A 15,300-nucleotide genomic window follows, 5' to 3' on the forward strand; every position below is an offset into this window, starting at 1 on the left:
TGATCAGACCTAGAAGGTCTGACCGAGAGAGAACTGGAAAACCTGGGTATCGGCATCGTCTGGTTTGACGATCGGCATGGCCAGGCTGAAACTCAGGGGACCCAGGGCGGTAATCCAGGTCAGGCCAACGCCGACGGAACTGGCCAGCTCGCCTGCATCGATACCGTTGCAGCTGGTCTGGGTGTCGCCGCAGCTGGTGTCGAACACATTACCCACATCCCAGAACAAGGCGGTACGCAGCGAACGCTGGTCCTTGACGAAGGGCATGGGGAACAACAGTTCGACGCCACCCTGGACCAGTACGTTACCACCGAACGGCAGTGGATCATCATCGGGGTCATTCTGGGTGCCCTCATTGCCCGTCACAGCCTCACCACGACTTGGCGTACTGCGCGGGCCCAGGCTGTTGTCCTTGAAGCCACGCACCGAACCGAAGCCGCCGGCATAGTAGTTCTCGTAGAACGGCAACTCGCTGGTGGAGCCATAGCTTTCGCCGTAGCCCAGTTGAGTGTGCAGACGCAAGGTGTAGGTGTCGCTCAACGGGGTGAAGACCTGGCCGCGATAATCGACCTTGAAGAACGACAGGTCGCTGCCCGGCACCGTGGTTTCAAACACCAGGCTCTGCGAGTGGCCACGGTTGGCCAGCACACCGCGGTTGAGGGTCGACTCGGACCAGCCGACCGACGCCTTGAGGTTCAGGTAACTGTCGCCCTCTTCTTCCATAAAGTCGAAGATTTCGTCAACGGTATAAACCCCGGTGCTGATGCTGTCGCTCTGAATAGTCAGGCCATAGGTCAGGCGCGAGGTATCGCTGATCGGGTAACCGATGCTGACGCCGGCACCGTAGCTGTCCACCGCATAGCTGGACACATCGGTGTTCAGCTCGTCGTAGTCGGTTTCACGGAAGAAGGCGTTGTAACCCAGGCTGACACCGTCCGGCGTCCAGTAGGGATTGACGAAGCCGAAGTTGTAGCTGCTCTGGTATTCGCTGCGGTTCAAGCCCAGGGTGACCCGGTTACCGGTACCCAGGAAGTTGCTCTGGCTGATCGAACCACCCAGGATCAGGCCGGCATTCTGAGCAAAACCGACGCTGGCGGTGATGGAGCCGGAAGCCTGCTCTTCAACGCTGTAGTTGACGTCGATCTGGTCATCGGTACCCGGCACCTGCGGGGTTTCGACGTTGACTTCCTTGAAGTAGCCAAGGCGCTCCAGGCGTACCTTGGACTGATCGATCAGGTAGGTCGAAGCCCAGCCGCCTTCCATCTGGCGCATTTCACGACGCAGCACCGAGTCTTCCGACTTGGTGTTGCCGCGGAAGTTGATGCGATTGACGTAAGCGCGCTTGCCCGGATCAACCACAAAGGTAATGGACACGGTGCCGTCGTCGTTGGCCACCGGCACACCGTTGACGTTGGCGAAGGTATAGCCTTCGTTACCCAGGCGGCGGGTGATCAGCTCGGAGGTGGTGGTCATGACTTTGCGCGAGAACACCTGCCCTTCCTTGACCAGCAGCAAGGCGCGCACGTCATCTTCGAGATTCTTCAGGTCACCGCTGAGGGTAACGTCACGCACGCTGTATTTTTCGCCTTCGTCGACGTTGACGGTGACGTAGACGTGCTTCTTGTCCGGGGTGATGGACACCTGGGTCGAGCTGATATCCATATTGATATAGCCGCGATCCAGGTAATAGGAACGCAGGCGCTCCAGGTCACCGGAGAGCTTCTCACGGGCATACTTGTCATCATTCTTGAAGAAGGACAGCCAGTTGCTGGTCTTCAGCTCGAACAGGTCGATCAGGTCCTCGTCGGAGAAAACAGTGTTACCCACCACGTTGATGTGCTGGATAGCCGCGACCGAGCCTTCGTTGATATTGATCTTCAGCGCCACGCGGTTACGCGGCTGCGGAATCACTTCGGCTTCGATCTCGGCGGAGTAGCGGCCCTGGGCCACATACTGACGCTGCAGTTCGTTACGCACGCCTTCCAGGGTTGCCCGTTGGAAAATCTCGCCCTCGGCCAGGCCAGACTGGTTCAGGCCCTTAAGCAGGTCTTCGCTGCTGATTGCCTTGTTGCCATCGATTTCGATACTGGAAATCGAAGGGCGCTCGACCACGCTGATCACCAGCACATTGCCGTCGCGACCCAGTTGGATATCCTGAAAGAAGCCGGTCTTGAACAGTTCCCGGGTGGCTTCCACCAGAGAACGATCATCCGCTTCCCCACCGACATTCAGCGGCAAGGCTCCGAATACGCTGCCTGCGGAAACCCGCTGCAGGCCGGTAACGCGAATATCGGAAATGGTGAAGGACTCAGCGTGAACTTCGGTGATCATCAGTGCGGCAAGCACCGCAGGTAGCAGCAGACGTTTCATGAAGTCCTTTCTTATTCCAACTGACAATAAAAAATCTGCCGCTAGGTGCGACAGATTTGTAATTCAGTAGCGGTTACAGCCGGCTCAGATCGTTTACCAGGGCGAGCAACATGACCCCGATGATCAAACTGATACCAATCTGCATCCCCCAACCCTGTATCCGTTCAGACAGCGGGCGGCCACGCACCCACTCGACCAGATAAAAAAGCAGATGCCCCCCATCCAGAACAGGGATGGGCAACAGATTGAGAACCCCCAGGCTTATGCTCAGGTAGGCCAGGAAGGTTAGAAAATCCCCAAAACCCGACTCAGCAGAAGCGCCCGCCACTTTAGCAATGGTTATCGGCCCGCTCAAGTTTTTTACCGAGAGCTCGCCAAACAGCATTTTCTTCAATGAATGAAGGGTCAGAACGCTCATGGTCCAGGTGCGTTTGGCCCCTTCGAACACCGCATCCACAGGGCCATAGCTGACCTGTCGGAGCATTTCAGGGGGCCATTCGATGCCCTGCACCCCAGCCCCCAGATAACCTGTACGGGCCTCATCCTCACCGCGCGCAGCCAACGCCAGAGTCTTCTCCAGACGCTGGCCCTGCCGCTCGACCAGCACGGCCACGGTTTTGCCCGGCAGGCCACGCACCCGATCGACCAACTGTTGCCAGTCCTGCAGCGCCTGGCCATCCAACTCCAGCAGGCGATCGCCCACCTGCAGACCGGCGGCCGCAGCAGGCCCCTTGGGATCGAGCTGCGCCAGCACCGGCTCAAGCGCCGGACGCCATGGGCGAATACCCAAGGCAGCAATCGGATCGGGTTCATCTGCGCCGCGCAGCCAGTTATCCAGGGCGATCTGCCGCGGGCTATCGGCTGTGGAACCCGGCTCGCGCACCGCCAGATTCAGGTTGCCGCTCTCACCAAGACGGCGCACCAACTGAAGATTGACCGCCGACCAGCCCAGGGTCGTCTGACCGTTGACCGCGACTATTTCCTGACCGGCCTGCAAACCGGCCACTTCAGCCAGGCTGCCACTCTCGACCGCACCGATTACCGGACGCACCTGCTGGCTACCGATCATCGCCACCAGCCAGAAGAACACCAGAGCCAACAGGAAGTTGGCCACCGGCCCCGCCGCGACGATGGCGATGCGCTGACGCACCGACTTGCGATTGAACGACTGTTCCAGTTGCTCGGGTGGCACATCCCCCTCGCGCTCGTCGAGCATCTTCACGTAGCCACCCAGGGGAATGGCCGCGATTACGAACTCGGTACCCTGGCGGTCACGCCAACGCAGCAAGGGCGTGCCAAAACCCACGGAAAACCGCAGCACCTTGACCCCGCAGCGACGGGCGACCCAGAAATGGCCGAACTCATGAAACGTCACCAGCACCCCCAGCGCAACCAGGGTACCCACCACCATATAAAGCGCACTCATCAAACTTCTCCGCGGCTACTACCGCCCAGGCATTGCTGCGCCAGACTGCGTGCACGCTTATCTGCGGCCAGCACCGTATCCAGGTTTTCGACCGCCCGGACGGCTTCGGCGTTCAGTACGCTGTCGATGATACTCGCGATCTCCGGGAAGCGAATGCGCCGCTCAAGAAAGGCCGCCACCGCCACTTCGTTGGCCGCATTAAGCATGGCCGGCGCGGTACCGCCCGCCTCTGCCGCTTGCCGCGCCAGGCGCAGACAGGGAAAGCGCTGTTCGTCGGGGGCCTGAAAATCCAGGCGCGCGACGGCAAACAGATCCAGCGGTGCGACCCCGGAATCGATACGCTCCGGCCAGGCCAGGGCATGGCTGATGGGGGTGCGCATATCCGGGTTACCCAGCTGCGCCAGCACCGAGCCATCGACATAATCGACCAGCGAATGGATCACGCTCTGCGGGTGCACCACCACCTCGATCTGCGCAGGCTTGGCATCGAACAACCAGCAGGCCTCGATCAACTCCAGGCCCTTGTTCATCATGCTTGCCGAATCCACCGAGATCTTGCGCCCCATCGACCAGTTGGGATGGGCGCAGGCCTGCTCGGGCGTCACATCCTGCAGCTGCGCAAGCGGCATCTCGCGGAAAGGACCGCCCGAGGCGGTCAGCAGAATACGCCGCACCCCGACCTGCGGCAGGCCGCGAGCATAGTCGCCGGGCAGGCACTGGAAGATCGCGTTGTGCTCGCTGTCGATGGGCAACAACACGGCACCGCTGCGCTTGACCGCCTGCATAAACAGCGCACCGGACATCACCAGGGCTTCTTTATTGGCCAGCAGGACCTTCTTGCCCGCCTCCACCGCCGCCAGGGTCGGCGGCAGGCCAGCCGCGCCGACAATAGCCGCCATCACCGTATCCACCTCGGGGTGCGCGGCGACCTGACACAACCCTGCGGGGCCGTGCAGCACCTCAGTGGCCAAACCTGCGGCGCGCAGATCAACCTGCAACTGGTGCGCGGCAGCGGCCTCGGGCACCACGGCAAAACGCGGGCGGTAGAGCAGGCACAGGGCTTCAAGCTCAGTCAGGCGACTGAAGCCGGAAAGCGCAAAAATCTGATAGCGCTCGGGGTGGCGGCCGATCACATCCAGGGTGCTCAGGCCGATTGAGCCGGTTGCCCCGAGCACGGTGACCTGCTGCAGAGGACTCACAGAGCGCCCCAGCCGGCCAGCCACAACAGAGCAGCGAAGACCGGAATCGCCGCGGTCAGGCTGTCGATACGGTCCAGCACGCCGCCGTGGCCTGGCAGCAGATTGCTGCTGTCCTTCACCCCGGACTGACGCTTGAACATGCTTTCGGTCAGGTCACCGACCACCGAGACCAGCACCACCACGGCGGTGCCGGCCAGGGCCAGGAACAGGTCGAGAGCCGACCAGCCACGGTAGAGGCCCACCAGCAGGCAAATCAGCAGGGTGGCCAGCAAGCCGCCAAACACCCCTTCCCAGCTCTTGCCGGGACTGACCCGCGGGGCCAGCTTGCGCTTACCAAAACGTCGGCCGGAGAAATAGGCACCGATATCCGCGCCCCAGACCAGCACCATCACCGCCAGAATCAGCCAATTCGCCTCAGGCCACTGCTTGAACAGCACCAGGCCCTGCCAGGCCGGCAGCAGAATCAGCAAACCTATCAGCAGCCTGACCGGAACCTGCGTCCAGTAACGGCTGCTGGCCGGATAACCCAAGACCAGAAAGGTCGCCACCGCCCACCAGACAACCCCAAGCAGCAGCACCCAGGGTGCCAACGCAGGCAGCAGATACAAACCGAACAACAACGCGGCCACCAACGCGGCGTAGGCCACGCGCTGCACCTGAGCAGTAAAGCCGGCCAGACGCGCCCATTCCCAGGCCCCCAGGCTGACTACCGCTCCGATAAACAGGGCGAACAGCCCACCGTCGAGCAGAAAGAAGCCACCCAACGCGAACGGCAACAGCACCAGCGCCGTGATAATTCGTTGCTTGAGCATTAGCTACGCGCCTCGGCAGCCAGCTGCTCGCTGGTCTTACCAAAGCGACGCTGACGGCTAGCAAAATTGGCCAGGGCTTTACGCATGGCTTCGTGTTTGAAATCCGGCCAGAACAGGTCGGAGAAATACAGCTCAGTGTAAGCCAGCTGCCAGAGCAGGAAGTTGCTGATGCGATGCTCGCCACCGGTGCGGATGCACAGGTCAGGCAAGGGCAAATCACCGGTTACCAGGCAGCTCTGCAGCAGCTCGGGGGTGATATCTTCGGCGCGCAAATGGCCACCCTGAACCTCCCGCGCCAGCCGCTGAGCGGCCTGGGCGATATCCCACTGACCGCCATAGTTGGCCGCCACCTGCAGGACAAAGCGCTTATCGCCGGCGGTCTGCGCCTCGGCTTCACGCATGGCCGCCTGCAACTCGGGATGAAAACGCGAGCGGTCGCCGATAATGCGCAGGCTGATGTCATTGTCGTTGAGGCGCTTGGCCTCACGGCGCAGCGCACCGAGAAACAGCTCCATCAACGCACTGACTTCCTCGGCCGGGCGCTGCCAGTTTTCACTGGAGAAGGCGAACAGGGTCAATACCTCAACCCCGGCCTCGGCACACACCTCGATAACCGCACGCACCGCATCGACACCGGCTTTATGGCCGGCAACACCCGGCAGCAGGCGCTTTCTCGCCCAGCGGTTATTGCCGTCCATAATGATCGCCACATGCCGCGGCACAGCGACCTGGTTACCGTCTTTGGTCTTGTCCATGACGATACCCTGGCCGTTAAACGGCCATCAGATCCGCTTCTTTCTGCTTCACAGCCACTTCGATCTCGGCCACGAACTTGTCAGTCAGCTTCTGGATCTCGTCAGCGGCGCGGCGCTCTTCGTCTTCGCTGATTTCCTTTTCCTTGACCAGGTCTTTCAACTGGCTCAGGGCATCGCGACGGATATTGCGCACGGCAACACGGCCATCTTCGGCAGCATCACGGGCCTGCTTGGTGAAGCCCTTGCGGGTTTCTTCGGTCAGGGCCGGCATGGAAATCAGCAGCAGCTCGCCCAGGTTGGTCGGGTTGAAACCCAGACCGGAGCTCTGGATGGCCTTGTCGACGGCCGCCAGCATATTGCGCTCAAAGGCCACGACCTGCAGGGTGCGCGAATCCTTGACGGTGACGTTGGCCACCTGGTTCAGCGGGGTGTCCGAGCCGTAGTAAGGCACCATCACGCCGCCGAGGATGCTCGGATGAGCCTGACCGGTACGGATACGGCTGAATGCATGGAGCAGCGATTCCAGGCTCTTCTGCATGCGCACTTGGGCGTCTTGCTTGATCGCGTTGATCATTCTTTGTTTTCCTCAATCAGAGTGCCTTCGGCACCACCCACTACAACATTCAGCAGGGCACCGGGCTTGTTCATATTGAAAACCCGCAGCGGCATATTATGGTCGCGGCACAGACAGATTGCCGTCAGGTCCATGACGCCCAGCTTGCGGTCGAGTACTTCATCGTAGGTCAGACGGTCGAACTTCTCGGCGTGCGGATCCTTGAACGGATCGGCAGTGTACACACCGTCCACCTTGGTTGCCTTGAGCACCACGTCAGCATCGATCTCGATGGCGCGCAGGCAGGCAGCCGAATCGGTGGTGAAGAACGGGTTGCCAGTGCCAGCGGCGAAAATCACCACCTCACCGGTCTTCAGATGACGCAGCGCCTTGCGCCGGTCGTAGTGGTCGGTCACCCCAACCATGGAGATGGCCGACATAACGATGGCCGGGATATTCGAACGCTCCAGCGCGTCGCGCATGGCCAAGGCGTTCATCACAGTGGCCAGCATGCCCATATGGTCGCCGGTGACCCGGTCCATGCCGGCAGCGCTCAGCGCCGCACCACGGAACAGGTTGCCACCGCCAATCACCAGGCCGACCTGTACGCCGATACCGACCAGCTGGCCGACTTCCAGCGCCATGCGATCGAGCACCTTGGGGTCGATACCGAAGTCTTCCGACCCCATCAGGGCTTCGCCGCTAAGTTTGAGCAGAATGCGCTTATAGCGCGGTTGACGACCACTCACCTGCTGAGCCATTACCAGTCTCTCCTGCGGCGTTAGAATTCTGTGCGCCCCCGCGGGCCGCCATTATCGAGCGCTTCGACAGCGCCCTGAGCGGTTGGTGCCGAAGCCCAATCACCCGTTACAGCCTGCCATCCCCCTAATTTGACAAAGAGGCCGCGCGCGTTAGCGGGCAGCCTCTTCGGGGCGACAGCGGTTAGCCGTCTTACTGCTTGCTGGCAGCAGCTACTTGCGCAGCAACTTCTTCAGCAAAGTTGTCGACCGGCTTCTCGATGCCTTCGCCAACCTTGAAGTAGGTGAAGGAAACGATTTCAGCACCGGCTTTCTTGGCCAGAGCACCGACCTTGATTTCCGGATCCTTAACGAAGGCTTGCTCAACCAGGCTGGCTTCAGCAAGGAACTTCTGGATACGACCGGCAACCATCTTCTCGACGATTTCAGCCGGCTTGCCCTTGATCTTGTCTTCGTTGAGGCTGACGAACACGGCTTTCTCGCGCTCGATGGCTTCAGCGGAAACTTCCGAAGGCAGCAGGAATTCAGGGTTGCTTGCAGCTACGTGCATGGCGATGTCTTTGGCCAGGTCGACGCTGCCGCCCTTGAGCACAACCACAACACCGATCTTGTTGCCGTGCAGGTAAGCACCCAGAACATCACCTTCAATACGCGCCAGACGACGGATATTGACGTTCTCGCCGCACTTGGCAACCAGAGCCAGACGAGCTTCTTCTTGAGCAGCGATCAGCGGCTCAACTGCAGACAGCTTGTCAGCGAAGGCTTTCTCGACACTGGCAGCAACGAAGCTCTTGAAGTCGTCCTGCAGAGCCAGGAAGTCGGTCTGCGAGTTAACTTCGAGAATAACGGCAGTCTTGCCATCTTCCTTGATGCTGATGGCACCTTCGGCAGCCACGTTGCCAGCTTTCTTGGCAGCTTTGATCGCGCCGGAAGCACGCATGTCGTCGATGGCTTTTTCGATGTCGCCGCCAGCCTTGGTCAAGGCCTTCTTGCAATCCATCATGCCTTCGCCAGTACGCTCACGCAGTTCTTTAACCAACGCTGCAGTAATTTCTGCCATTTCAAAATCCTCTGGATAGGTTGTTAACCATTCCACCCGCCAAAAACGGGCGCTCAATTCGTAACGCATTGCCGACAATGACTAGAAACAATTGCAACTACACGTCGGCGATGGTTTTCAAGGTGGCAAAAAGGGGGCCAAGCCCCCTTTTTGCGAACTAAGCAAACGCTATGCGCGCTTTACTTAGCCTTCAGCAGCTTCTGCAGCCGGGGCTTGCTCGACGAATTCGTCGGTGCCGCCGTTAGCGTTGGTGCGACCACGGATTACCGAGTCAGCCATTGCACCCATGTACAGCTGGATGGCGCGGATGGCGTCATCGTTACCTGGGATGATGTAGTCAACGCCTTCCGGGCTGCTGTTGGTATCGACGATGCCGATAACTGGGATGCCCAGCTTGTTGGCTTCGGTGATAGCAATGCGCTCGTGGTCAACGTCGATCACGAACAGAGCGTCTGGCAGACCGCCCATGTCCTTGATACCACCCAGGCTGCGATCCAGTTTTTCCAGATCACGGGTGCGCATCAGGGCTTCTTTCTTGGTCAGCTTGGTGAAAGTGCCGTCCTGGGACTGAACTTCCAGATCACGCAGACGCTTGATCGAGGCGCGGATGGTTTTGTAGTTGGTCAGCATGCCGCCCAACCAGCGATGATCGACGTACGGCGAACCGCAACGTGCTGCTTCTTCAGCAACGATCTTGCCAGCGGAACGCTTGGTGCCCACGAACAGAATCTTGTTTTTGCCCGAAGCCAGTTTCTCAACGAAGGACAGCGCTTCGTTGAACATCGGCAGGGTTTTTTCAAGGTTGATGATGTGGATCTTGTTGCGCGCGCCGAAAATGTACTTGCCCATTTTCGGGTTCCAGTAACGGGTCTGGTGGCCGAAGTGCACACCGGCCTTCAGCATATCGCGCATGTTGACTTGGGACATGATAGTTCCTTGATAAGTCGGGTTAGGCCTCCACGTATCCCAGCTTCCAACCGTGCGAACTCGTCGCAAGGCACCCAGGAAACCGTGTCGATACGTGTGTGGGTTTAAGCTTTCGGGCCTGTAGCCCGTAAAGCGGCGCGTTTTATACCATAAAGGGCTGCAGCAAGCTACAGGCTTCAAGCGTCAAGTTGCTGCCACCCTGCTTGCGGCTTATGGCTTGCGCCTTGAAGCTGTTAAGATGACGCCCTTTCTGTTCGCGTTCGAGAGCCGCATATGACCGTCACCATCAAAACGCCCGCCGAAATCGAGAAAATGCGCGTAGCCGGTCGCCTGGCTGCCGAGGTTCTGGAAATGATCGGCGAGCACGTCAAACCCGGCGTCACCACCGAAGAACTCGACCGCATCTGCCACGACTATATAGTCAACGTGCAGCAGGCCATTCCCGCGCCGCTCAACTATAAAGGCTTCCCCAAGTCGATCTGCACCTCGGTCAATCACGTGGTCTGCCACGGCATCCCGAATGACAAGCCGCTGAAAGAAGGTGATGTGATCAACATCGACATCACCGTGATCAAGGACGGCTACCACGGCGATACCAGCAAGATGTTTATGGTCGGCAAGGTCCCCGAGTGGGCCGAGCGCCTGGCCAAGATCACCCAAGAGTGCATGTATAAAGGTATCGAGCTGGTCAAGCCGGGCACGCGCCTGGGCGATATCGGCGAGGTGATCCAGAAGCATGCAGAGAAGAACGGTTTCTCCGTGGTACGTGAATACTGCGGCCATGGCATTGGCGCGGTGTTCCATGAAGAACCACAGGTCCTGCATTACGGCCGCGCCGGCACCGGCATGGAATTGCAAGAAGGCATGACCTTCACCATTGAGCCGATGATCAACCAGGGCCGCCCGGAAACCCGCACTCTGGGTGACGGCTGGACCGCGATCACCAAGGACCGCAAGCTCTCCGCCCAGTGGGAACACACCATTCTGGTGACTGCCGACGGTTACGAGATCTTCACTTTGCGCAGCGATGACAGCATCCCGCGCACCTCGGCCTGAGCCCTCGCCGTGTCTGCTTTATAGAAGGAAGGCTGTTGCATGCCGCAGGTAGATCCCGAACTGTTCGACCGTGGCCAGTTCCAGGCGGAGCTGGCGCTCAAATCCAGCCCCATCGCCGCGTTCAAGAAGGCCATTCGCCGCGCCCACGACGCCCTCGATGCCCGCTTCAGAGCCGGCCGCGACGTGCGCCGCCTGGTCGAGGATCGCGCCTGGTTCGTCGACCAGATTCTGCGCGAAGCCTGGGATCGCCTGTCCTGGAGCGCGGATGCTGAAATCGCCCTGCTGGCGGTGGGCGGCTACGGCCGCGGCGAACTGCACCCCTATTCGGATATCGACCTGCTGATCCTGCTGAACAGCAACGACCACGAAACCTTCCGCGAACCGATCGAACGCTTCCTCACCCTGCTCTGGGACATCGGCCTGGAAGTCGGGCAAAGCGTGCGTTCGGTGAACGAATGCGCCGAGGAAGCCCGCGCCGACCTGACGGTGGTCACCAACCTGATGGAAAGCCGCACCATCGCCGGCCCCGAGCGCCTGCGCCAACGTATGCAGGCGGTCACCAGCACCGAGCAGATGTGGCCGAGCAAGCATTTCTACCTGGCCAAGCACAAAGAACAGCGTGCTCGCCACAGCAAATACAACGACACCGAATACAACCTGGAGCCCAACGTCAAAGGCTCGCCGGGCGGCCTGCGCGATATCCAGACCATCCTCTGGATCGCCCGCCGCCACTCCGGCACCCTCAACCTGCACGCCATGGTCAACCAAAGCTTTCTTCTGGAAAGCGAATACGCCCTGCTCGCCGCCAGCCAGGAGTTTCTCTGGAAGGTGCGCTACGCCCTGCATATGCTTGCCGGCCGCGCCGAAGACCGTCTGCTGTTCGACCATCAAAGCCGGGTCGCCGCTCTGCTCGGCTTCGAGGACAGCGACCCCAAGCGCGCCATCGAACGCTTTATGCAGAAGTACTACCGTGTGGTGATGGCCATCGCCGAACTCAGCGAGTTGGTCAACCAGCACTTCGAAGAACAGATTCTGCGCGCCGGCGAAGTCGGCCCGGCCAGCCAGCTCAACAGCCGCTTCCAGCTGCGTGACGGCTATATCGAAGTCACCCACCCGAACGTATTCAAGCGCACCCCGTTCGCCATCATGGAAGTCTTCGTGCTGATGGCCCAGCACCCGGATATCAAAGGCGTGTGCGCCGACAGCATCCGCCTGCTGCGCGAACACCGGCACCTGATCGATGAGGATTTCCGCCGCGATATCCGCAACACCAGCCTGTTTATCGAGCTGTTCAAGAGCCCCCAGGGCATCCACCGCAACCTGCGGCGGATGAACCGCTACGGCATCCTCGGCCGTTACCTGCCGGAGTTCGGCCATATCATCGGGCAGATGCAGCACGACCTGTTCCACATCTATACAGTCGATGCGCACACCCTGAACCTGATCAAACACCTGCGTAAGTTCAAGTGGACTGAGCTGGCGGAAAAATTCCCCCTGGCCAGCGAGCTGATGGAGACCCTGCCCAAGCCTGAGCTGATCTACCTGGCCGGGCTCTACCACGACATCGGCAAGGGCCGTGGCGGCGACCACTCGGAACTCGGCGCAGTGGATGCAGAAATATTTTGCGCCCGCCATCAGTTGCCCAACTGGGACTCCAAGCTGATCGTCTGGCTGGTCCAGCACCACCTGGTGATGTCCACCACGGCGCAGCGCAAGGATTTGTCCGACCCGCAGGTGATCTTCGATTTCGCTCGCCTGGTCGGCGACCAGACCCGCCTGGACTACCTCTACGTGCTGACCGTGGCCGATATCAACGCCACCAACCCGAGCCTGTGGAACTCCTGGCGGGCCAGCCTGATGCGCCAGCTGTACACCGAGACCAAGCGCGCCCTGCGCCGCGGCCTGGAGAACCCGCTGGACCGTGAAGAACAGATTCGCCTGACCCAGAACAGCGCCCTGGACATCCTGGTGCGTGGCGGCCTCGACCCGGACGATGCCGAGCAGCTCTGGTCGCAGCTGGGCGACGACTACTTCCTGCGCCACAGCGCCGAGGATGTGGCCTGGCACTGCGACGCCATCCTCCAGCACCCGGACGACGGCGAGCCACTGGTACTGATCAAGGAAACCACCCAGCGCGAGTTCGAGGGCGGCACCCAGATCTTTATCTACGCCCCGGACCAGCACGACTTCTTCGCCGTGACGGTGGCGGCCATGGCCCAACTCAACCTGAACATTCACGACGCGCGGATTCTGACCTCCACCAGCCAGTTCACCCTCGACACCTATATCGTGCTCGAAGCGGACGGCAGCTCGATCGGCAACAACCCAGCGCGGATCAAGCAGATCCGTCAGGGCCTGGTCGACGCGCTGAAGAACCCCGACGACTACCCGACCATCATCCAACGTCGGGTCGCCCGTCAGCTCAAGCACTTTGCCTTCGCGCCCCAGGTGACCATCCACAACGACGCCCATCGCCCGGTGACCATCCTCGAGCTGACCGCCCCGGACCGTCCCGGCCTGCTGGCGCGGATCGGGCGGATCTTCCTCGACTTCGACCTGTCGCTGCAGAACGCCAAGATCGCCACCCTGGGCGAGCGAGTGGAAGACGTATTCTTCGTCACCGACGCCCACAACCAACCGCTGTCCGACCCGGAGCTCTGCACCCGCCTGCAGGAAGCCATAGTGCTGCAACTGTCGGATGACCCCGGCAAGAAAAGCGAAAACCACCCCATTACCTTCTGATCACCGCCGCTTGACGCGACAAGCGGCGTGCCGGCCACCACCGGCAGCCGCGCGCAGTATCCAGGAACCCAGCATGAATAACGCCCTGCAGCAGTTACAGCCCTACCCCTTCGAGAAGCTCCGCGCCCTGCTCAGCAGCGCCCAGCCGGCGGCGGACAAGTCACCCATCGCCCTGTCGATCGGCGAACCCAAGCACCGCTCGCCGGCCTTTGTCGCTGAAGCCCTGGCCGCCAACCTCGATCAGATGGCGGTATACCCGACCACCCTGGGCATCCCGGCGCTGCGCGAAGCCATCGCCAACTGGTGCGGCCGCCGCTTCGGCCTGCCGGCCGGCGTGCTCGACCCGGCGCGCCATGTGCTGCCGGTCAATGGCACCCGCGAGGCGCTGTTTGCTTTTACCCAGGCAGTGGTACAGCGTGATGTCTCTCCACCTCAAGGGCCGGGCCTGGTGGTCAGCCCTAACCCGTTCTATCAGATCTACGAAGGCGCAGCCCTGCTCGCCGGCGCACAGCCGCACTACCTGGCGTGCCTGGAAGAACATGGCTTCAACCCCGATTTCGACGCAGTCAGTGACGAGGTCTGGCAGCGCTGCCAGATCCTCTTCCTGTGCTCGCCGGGCAACCCCACCGGCGCGCTAATTCCGCTGCCAACGCTGAAGAAGCTGATCGCCCTGGCCGACAAATTCGACTTCGTGATCGGAGCCGACGAGTGCTACAGCGAGCTGTACTTCGATGAGGCCAACCCACCGGCCGGCCTGCTGACGGCCTGCGCTGAACTCGAGCGGCATGACTTCAAACGCTGCGTGGTGTTCCACAGCCTGTCCAAGCGCTCCAACCTGCCGGGCCTGCGCTCGGGCTTCGTGGCCGGCGACGCCGACATTCTGAAATCATTCCTGCTGTACCGTACCTACCACGGCTGCGCCATGCCGGTACAAACCCAGCTGGCCAGCGTCGCGGCCTGGAACGACGAAGCCCACGTCAAAGCCAACCGCAACCTGTACCGCGAAAAGTTCGACGCGGTGCTGGCGACTCTCGACGGCGTGCTGGATGTGCAGCGCCCGGATGGCGGCTTCTACCTGTGGGCGAAAACCCCGATAGACGATGAAACATTTACCCGCGAGCTGTTTGCCCGCGAGCATGTCACCGTGGTGCCCGGCTCGTACCTGTCGCGCGCTGTGGACGGCAGCAACCCAGGTGCCGGCCGTGTGCGCATGGCCTTGGTCGCGCCACTGGCCGAGTGCGTAGCTGCAGCCGAACGTATCCGCGACTTTGTGAAGAGCCTCTGACATGACCCTGTTTGGAATAAAAGCCTGCGACACCATGAAAAAAGCCCGCACCTGGCTCGACGAGCACGGGGTAAGCTACGTCTTTCATGATTACAAAACCGTAGGCATCGACCGTGAGAACCTGGAAAGGTGGTGCAACGAACATGGCTGGGAAATCATTCTCAACCGTGCCGGCACCACCTTCCGCAAGCTGGATGAGGCGCAAAAAGCCGACCTCGACCAGAACAAGGCGATCGAGCTGATGCTCGCCCAACCGTCGATGATCAAGCGTCCAGTGCTGGATCTCGGCAACAAGACCCTGGTTGGTTTCAAGCCCGAGCGCTATGCCGCCGAGCTGGCTTGAACAACCCCCATTGA

Annotated in this window: 13 protein-coding genes; 4 read left to right on the forward strand and 9 right to left on the reverse strand. The window is 60.7% G+C overall.

Going from position 1 to position 15,300, the window contains the following annotated elements:
- Nucleotides 1-9: 9 nt before the first annotated feature.
- The 9 genes from bamA to rpsB form a co-directional block, all read right to left on the reverse strand.
- Nucleotides 10-2,370, reverse strand: coding sequence for an outer membrane protein assembly factor BamA (gene bamA / locus VMP31_RS04600; protein WP_325504540.1), 2,361 nt, complete (start codon nucleotides 2,368-2,370; stop codon nucleotides 10-12).
- Nucleotides 2,371-2,443: 73 nt separating this feature from the next.
- Nucleotides 2,444-3,796, reverse strand: coding sequence for a sigma E protease regulator RseP (rseP, locus tag VMP31_RS04605; protein WP_325504542.1), 1,353 nt, complete (start codon nucleotides 3,794-3,796; stop codon nucleotides 2,444-2,446).
- Nucleotides 3,796-4,995: a 1-deoxy-D-xylulose-5-phosphate reductoisomerase gene (gene ispC / locus VMP31_RS04610; RefSeq protein ID WP_325504544.1), complete on the reverse strand. Its 1,200-nt coding sequence runs from the start codon at nucleotides 4,993-4,995 to the stop codon at nucleotides 3,796-3,798. Before ispC ends, rseP begins: the two co-directional genes overlap by 1 nt.
- Nucleotides 4,992-5,807, reverse strand: a complete 816-nt coding sequence (locus VMP31_RS04615) for a phosphatidate cytidylyltransferase (protein ID WP_325504546.1) — start codon at nucleotides 5,805-5,807, stop codon at nucleotides 4,992-4,994. Before VMP31_RS04615 ends, ispC begins: the two co-directional genes overlap by 4 nt.
- Nucleotides 5,807-6,562, reverse strand: a complete 756-nt coding sequence (gene uppS, locus VMP31_RS04620; RefSeq protein ID WP_325504548.1) for a polyprenyl diphosphate synthase — start codon at nucleotides 6,560-6,562, stop codon at nucleotides 5,807-5,809. Before uppS ends, VMP31_RS04615 begins: the two co-directional genes overlap by 1 nt.
- 16 nt (nucleotides 6,563-6,578) lie before the next feature.
- Nucleotides 6,579-7,136: a ribosome recycling factor gene (gene frr / locus VMP31_RS04625; protein ID WP_325504549.1), complete on the reverse strand. Its 558-nt coding sequence runs from the start codon at nucleotides 7,134-7,136 to the stop codon at nucleotides 6,579-6,581.
- Nucleotides 7,133-7,876, reverse strand: a complete 744-nt coding sequence (pyrH, locus tag VMP31_RS04630; protein ID WP_325504551.1) for a UMP kinase — start codon at nucleotides 7,874-7,876, stop codon at nucleotides 7,133-7,135. The genes frr and pyrH overlap by 4 nt, the downstream gene beginning before the upstream one ends.
- 190 nt (nucleotides 7,877-8,066) lie before the next feature.
- Nucleotides 8,067-8,933 (reverse strand): translation elongation factor Ts, encoded by an 867-nt coding sequence (tsf, locus tag VMP31_RS04635; protein ID WP_325504553.1) that lies wholly within the window; start codon nucleotides 8,931-8,933, stop codon nucleotides 8,067-8,069.
- A gap of 183 nt (nucleotides 8,934-9,116) precedes the next feature.
- Nucleotides 9,117-9,860, reverse strand: coding sequence for a 30S ribosomal protein S2 (rpsB, locus tag VMP31_RS04640; RefSeq protein WP_275961183.1), 744 nt, complete (start codon nucleotides 9,858-9,860; stop codon nucleotides 9,117-9,119).
- A 273-nt stretch (nucleotides 9,861-10,133) separates the two neighbouring features.
- Here rpsB and map point away from each other — a divergent pair, with 273 nt between their 5' ends.
- From map to VMP31_RS04660, 4 genes are all read left to right on the forward strand, one after another.
- Nucleotides 10,134-10,916 carry a type I methionyl aminopeptidase gene (gene map, locus VMP31_RS04645; protein WP_325504557.1) on the forward strand — a complete coding sequence of 261 codons (783 nt, stop codon included), beginning with the start codon at nucleotides 10,134-10,136 and terminating at the stop codon, nucleotides 10,914-10,916.
- 39 nt (nucleotides 10,917-10,955) lie between these two features.
- Nucleotides 10,956-13,658 carry a [protein-PII] uridylyltransferase gene (locus VMP31_RS04650; protein ID WP_325504559.1) on the forward strand — a complete coding sequence of 901 codons (2,703 nt, stop codon included), beginning with the start codon at nucleotides 10,956-10,958 and terminating at the stop codon, nucleotides 13,656-13,658.
- A gap of 73 nt (nucleotides 13,659-13,731) precedes the next feature.
- Complete coding sequence (gene dapC / locus VMP31_RS04655) at nucleotides 13,732-14,943, forward strand: succinyldiaminopimelate transaminase (protein ID WP_325504561.1); 1,212 nt, start codon at nucleotides 13,732-13,734, stop codon at nucleotides 14,941-14,943.
- A 1-nt stretch (nucleotide 14,944) separates the two neighbouring features.
- Entirely contained in the window at nucleotides 14,945-15,286 is a 342-nt protein-coding gene (locus tag VMP31_RS04660) for an ArsC family reductase (RefSeq protein WP_325504563.1), read from the forward strand.
- Nucleotides 15,287-15,300: the final 14 nt, after the last annotated feature.

It is taken from the genome of Pseudomonas sp. (assembly GCF_035512415.1).
Classification (GTDB): domain Bacteria; phylum Pseudomonadota; class Gammaproteobacteria; order Pseudomonadales; family Pseudomonadaceae; genus Aquipseudomonas.

Coding starts and splice junctions, on each gene's coding strand:
- bamA (WP_325504540.1), bottom strand. CDS start 2,370: ATGAAACGTCTGCTGCTACCTGCGGTGCTTGCCGCACTGATGATCACC.
- rseP (WP_325504542.1), bottom strand. CDS start 3,796: ATGAGTGCGCTTTATATGGTGGTGGGTACCCTGGTTGCGCTGGGGGTG.
- VMP31_RS04615 (WP_325504546.1), bottom strand. CDS start 5,807: ATGCTCAAGCAACGAATTATCACGGCGCTGGTGCTGTTGCCGTTCGCG.
- uppS (WP_325504548.1), bottom strand. CDS start 6,562: ATGGACAAGACCAAAGACGGTAACCAGGTCGCTGTGCCGCGGCATGTG.
- frr (WP_325504549.1), bottom strand. CDS start 7,136: ATGATCAACGCGATCAAGCAAGACGCCCAAGTGCGCATGCAGAAGAGC.
- pyrH (WP_325504551.1), bottom strand. CDS start 7,876: ATGGCTCAGCAGGTGAGTGGTCGTCAACCGCGCTATAAGCGCATTCTG.
- tsf (WP_325504553.1), bottom strand. CDS start 8,933: ATGGCAGAAATTACTGCAGCGTTGGTTAAAGAACTGCGTGAGCGTACT.
- rpsB (WP_275961183.1), bottom strand. CDS start 9,860: ATGTCCCAAGTCAACATGCGCGATATGCTGAAGGCCGGTGTGCACTTC.
- map (WP_325504557.1), top strand. CDS start 10,134: ATGACCGTCACCATCAAAACGCCCGCCGAAATCGAGAAAATGCGCGTA.
- VMP31_RS04650 (WP_325504559.1), top strand. CDS start 10,956: ATGCCGCAGGTAGATCCCGAACTGTTCGACCGTGGCCAGTTCCAGGCG.
- dapC (WP_325504561.1), top strand. CDS start 13,732: ATGAATAACGCCCTGCAGCAGTTACAGCCCTACCCCTTCGAGAAGCTC.
- VMP31_RS04660 (WP_325504563.1), top strand. CDS start 14,945: ATGACCCTGTTTGGAATAAAAGCCTGCGACACCATGAAAAAAGCCCGC.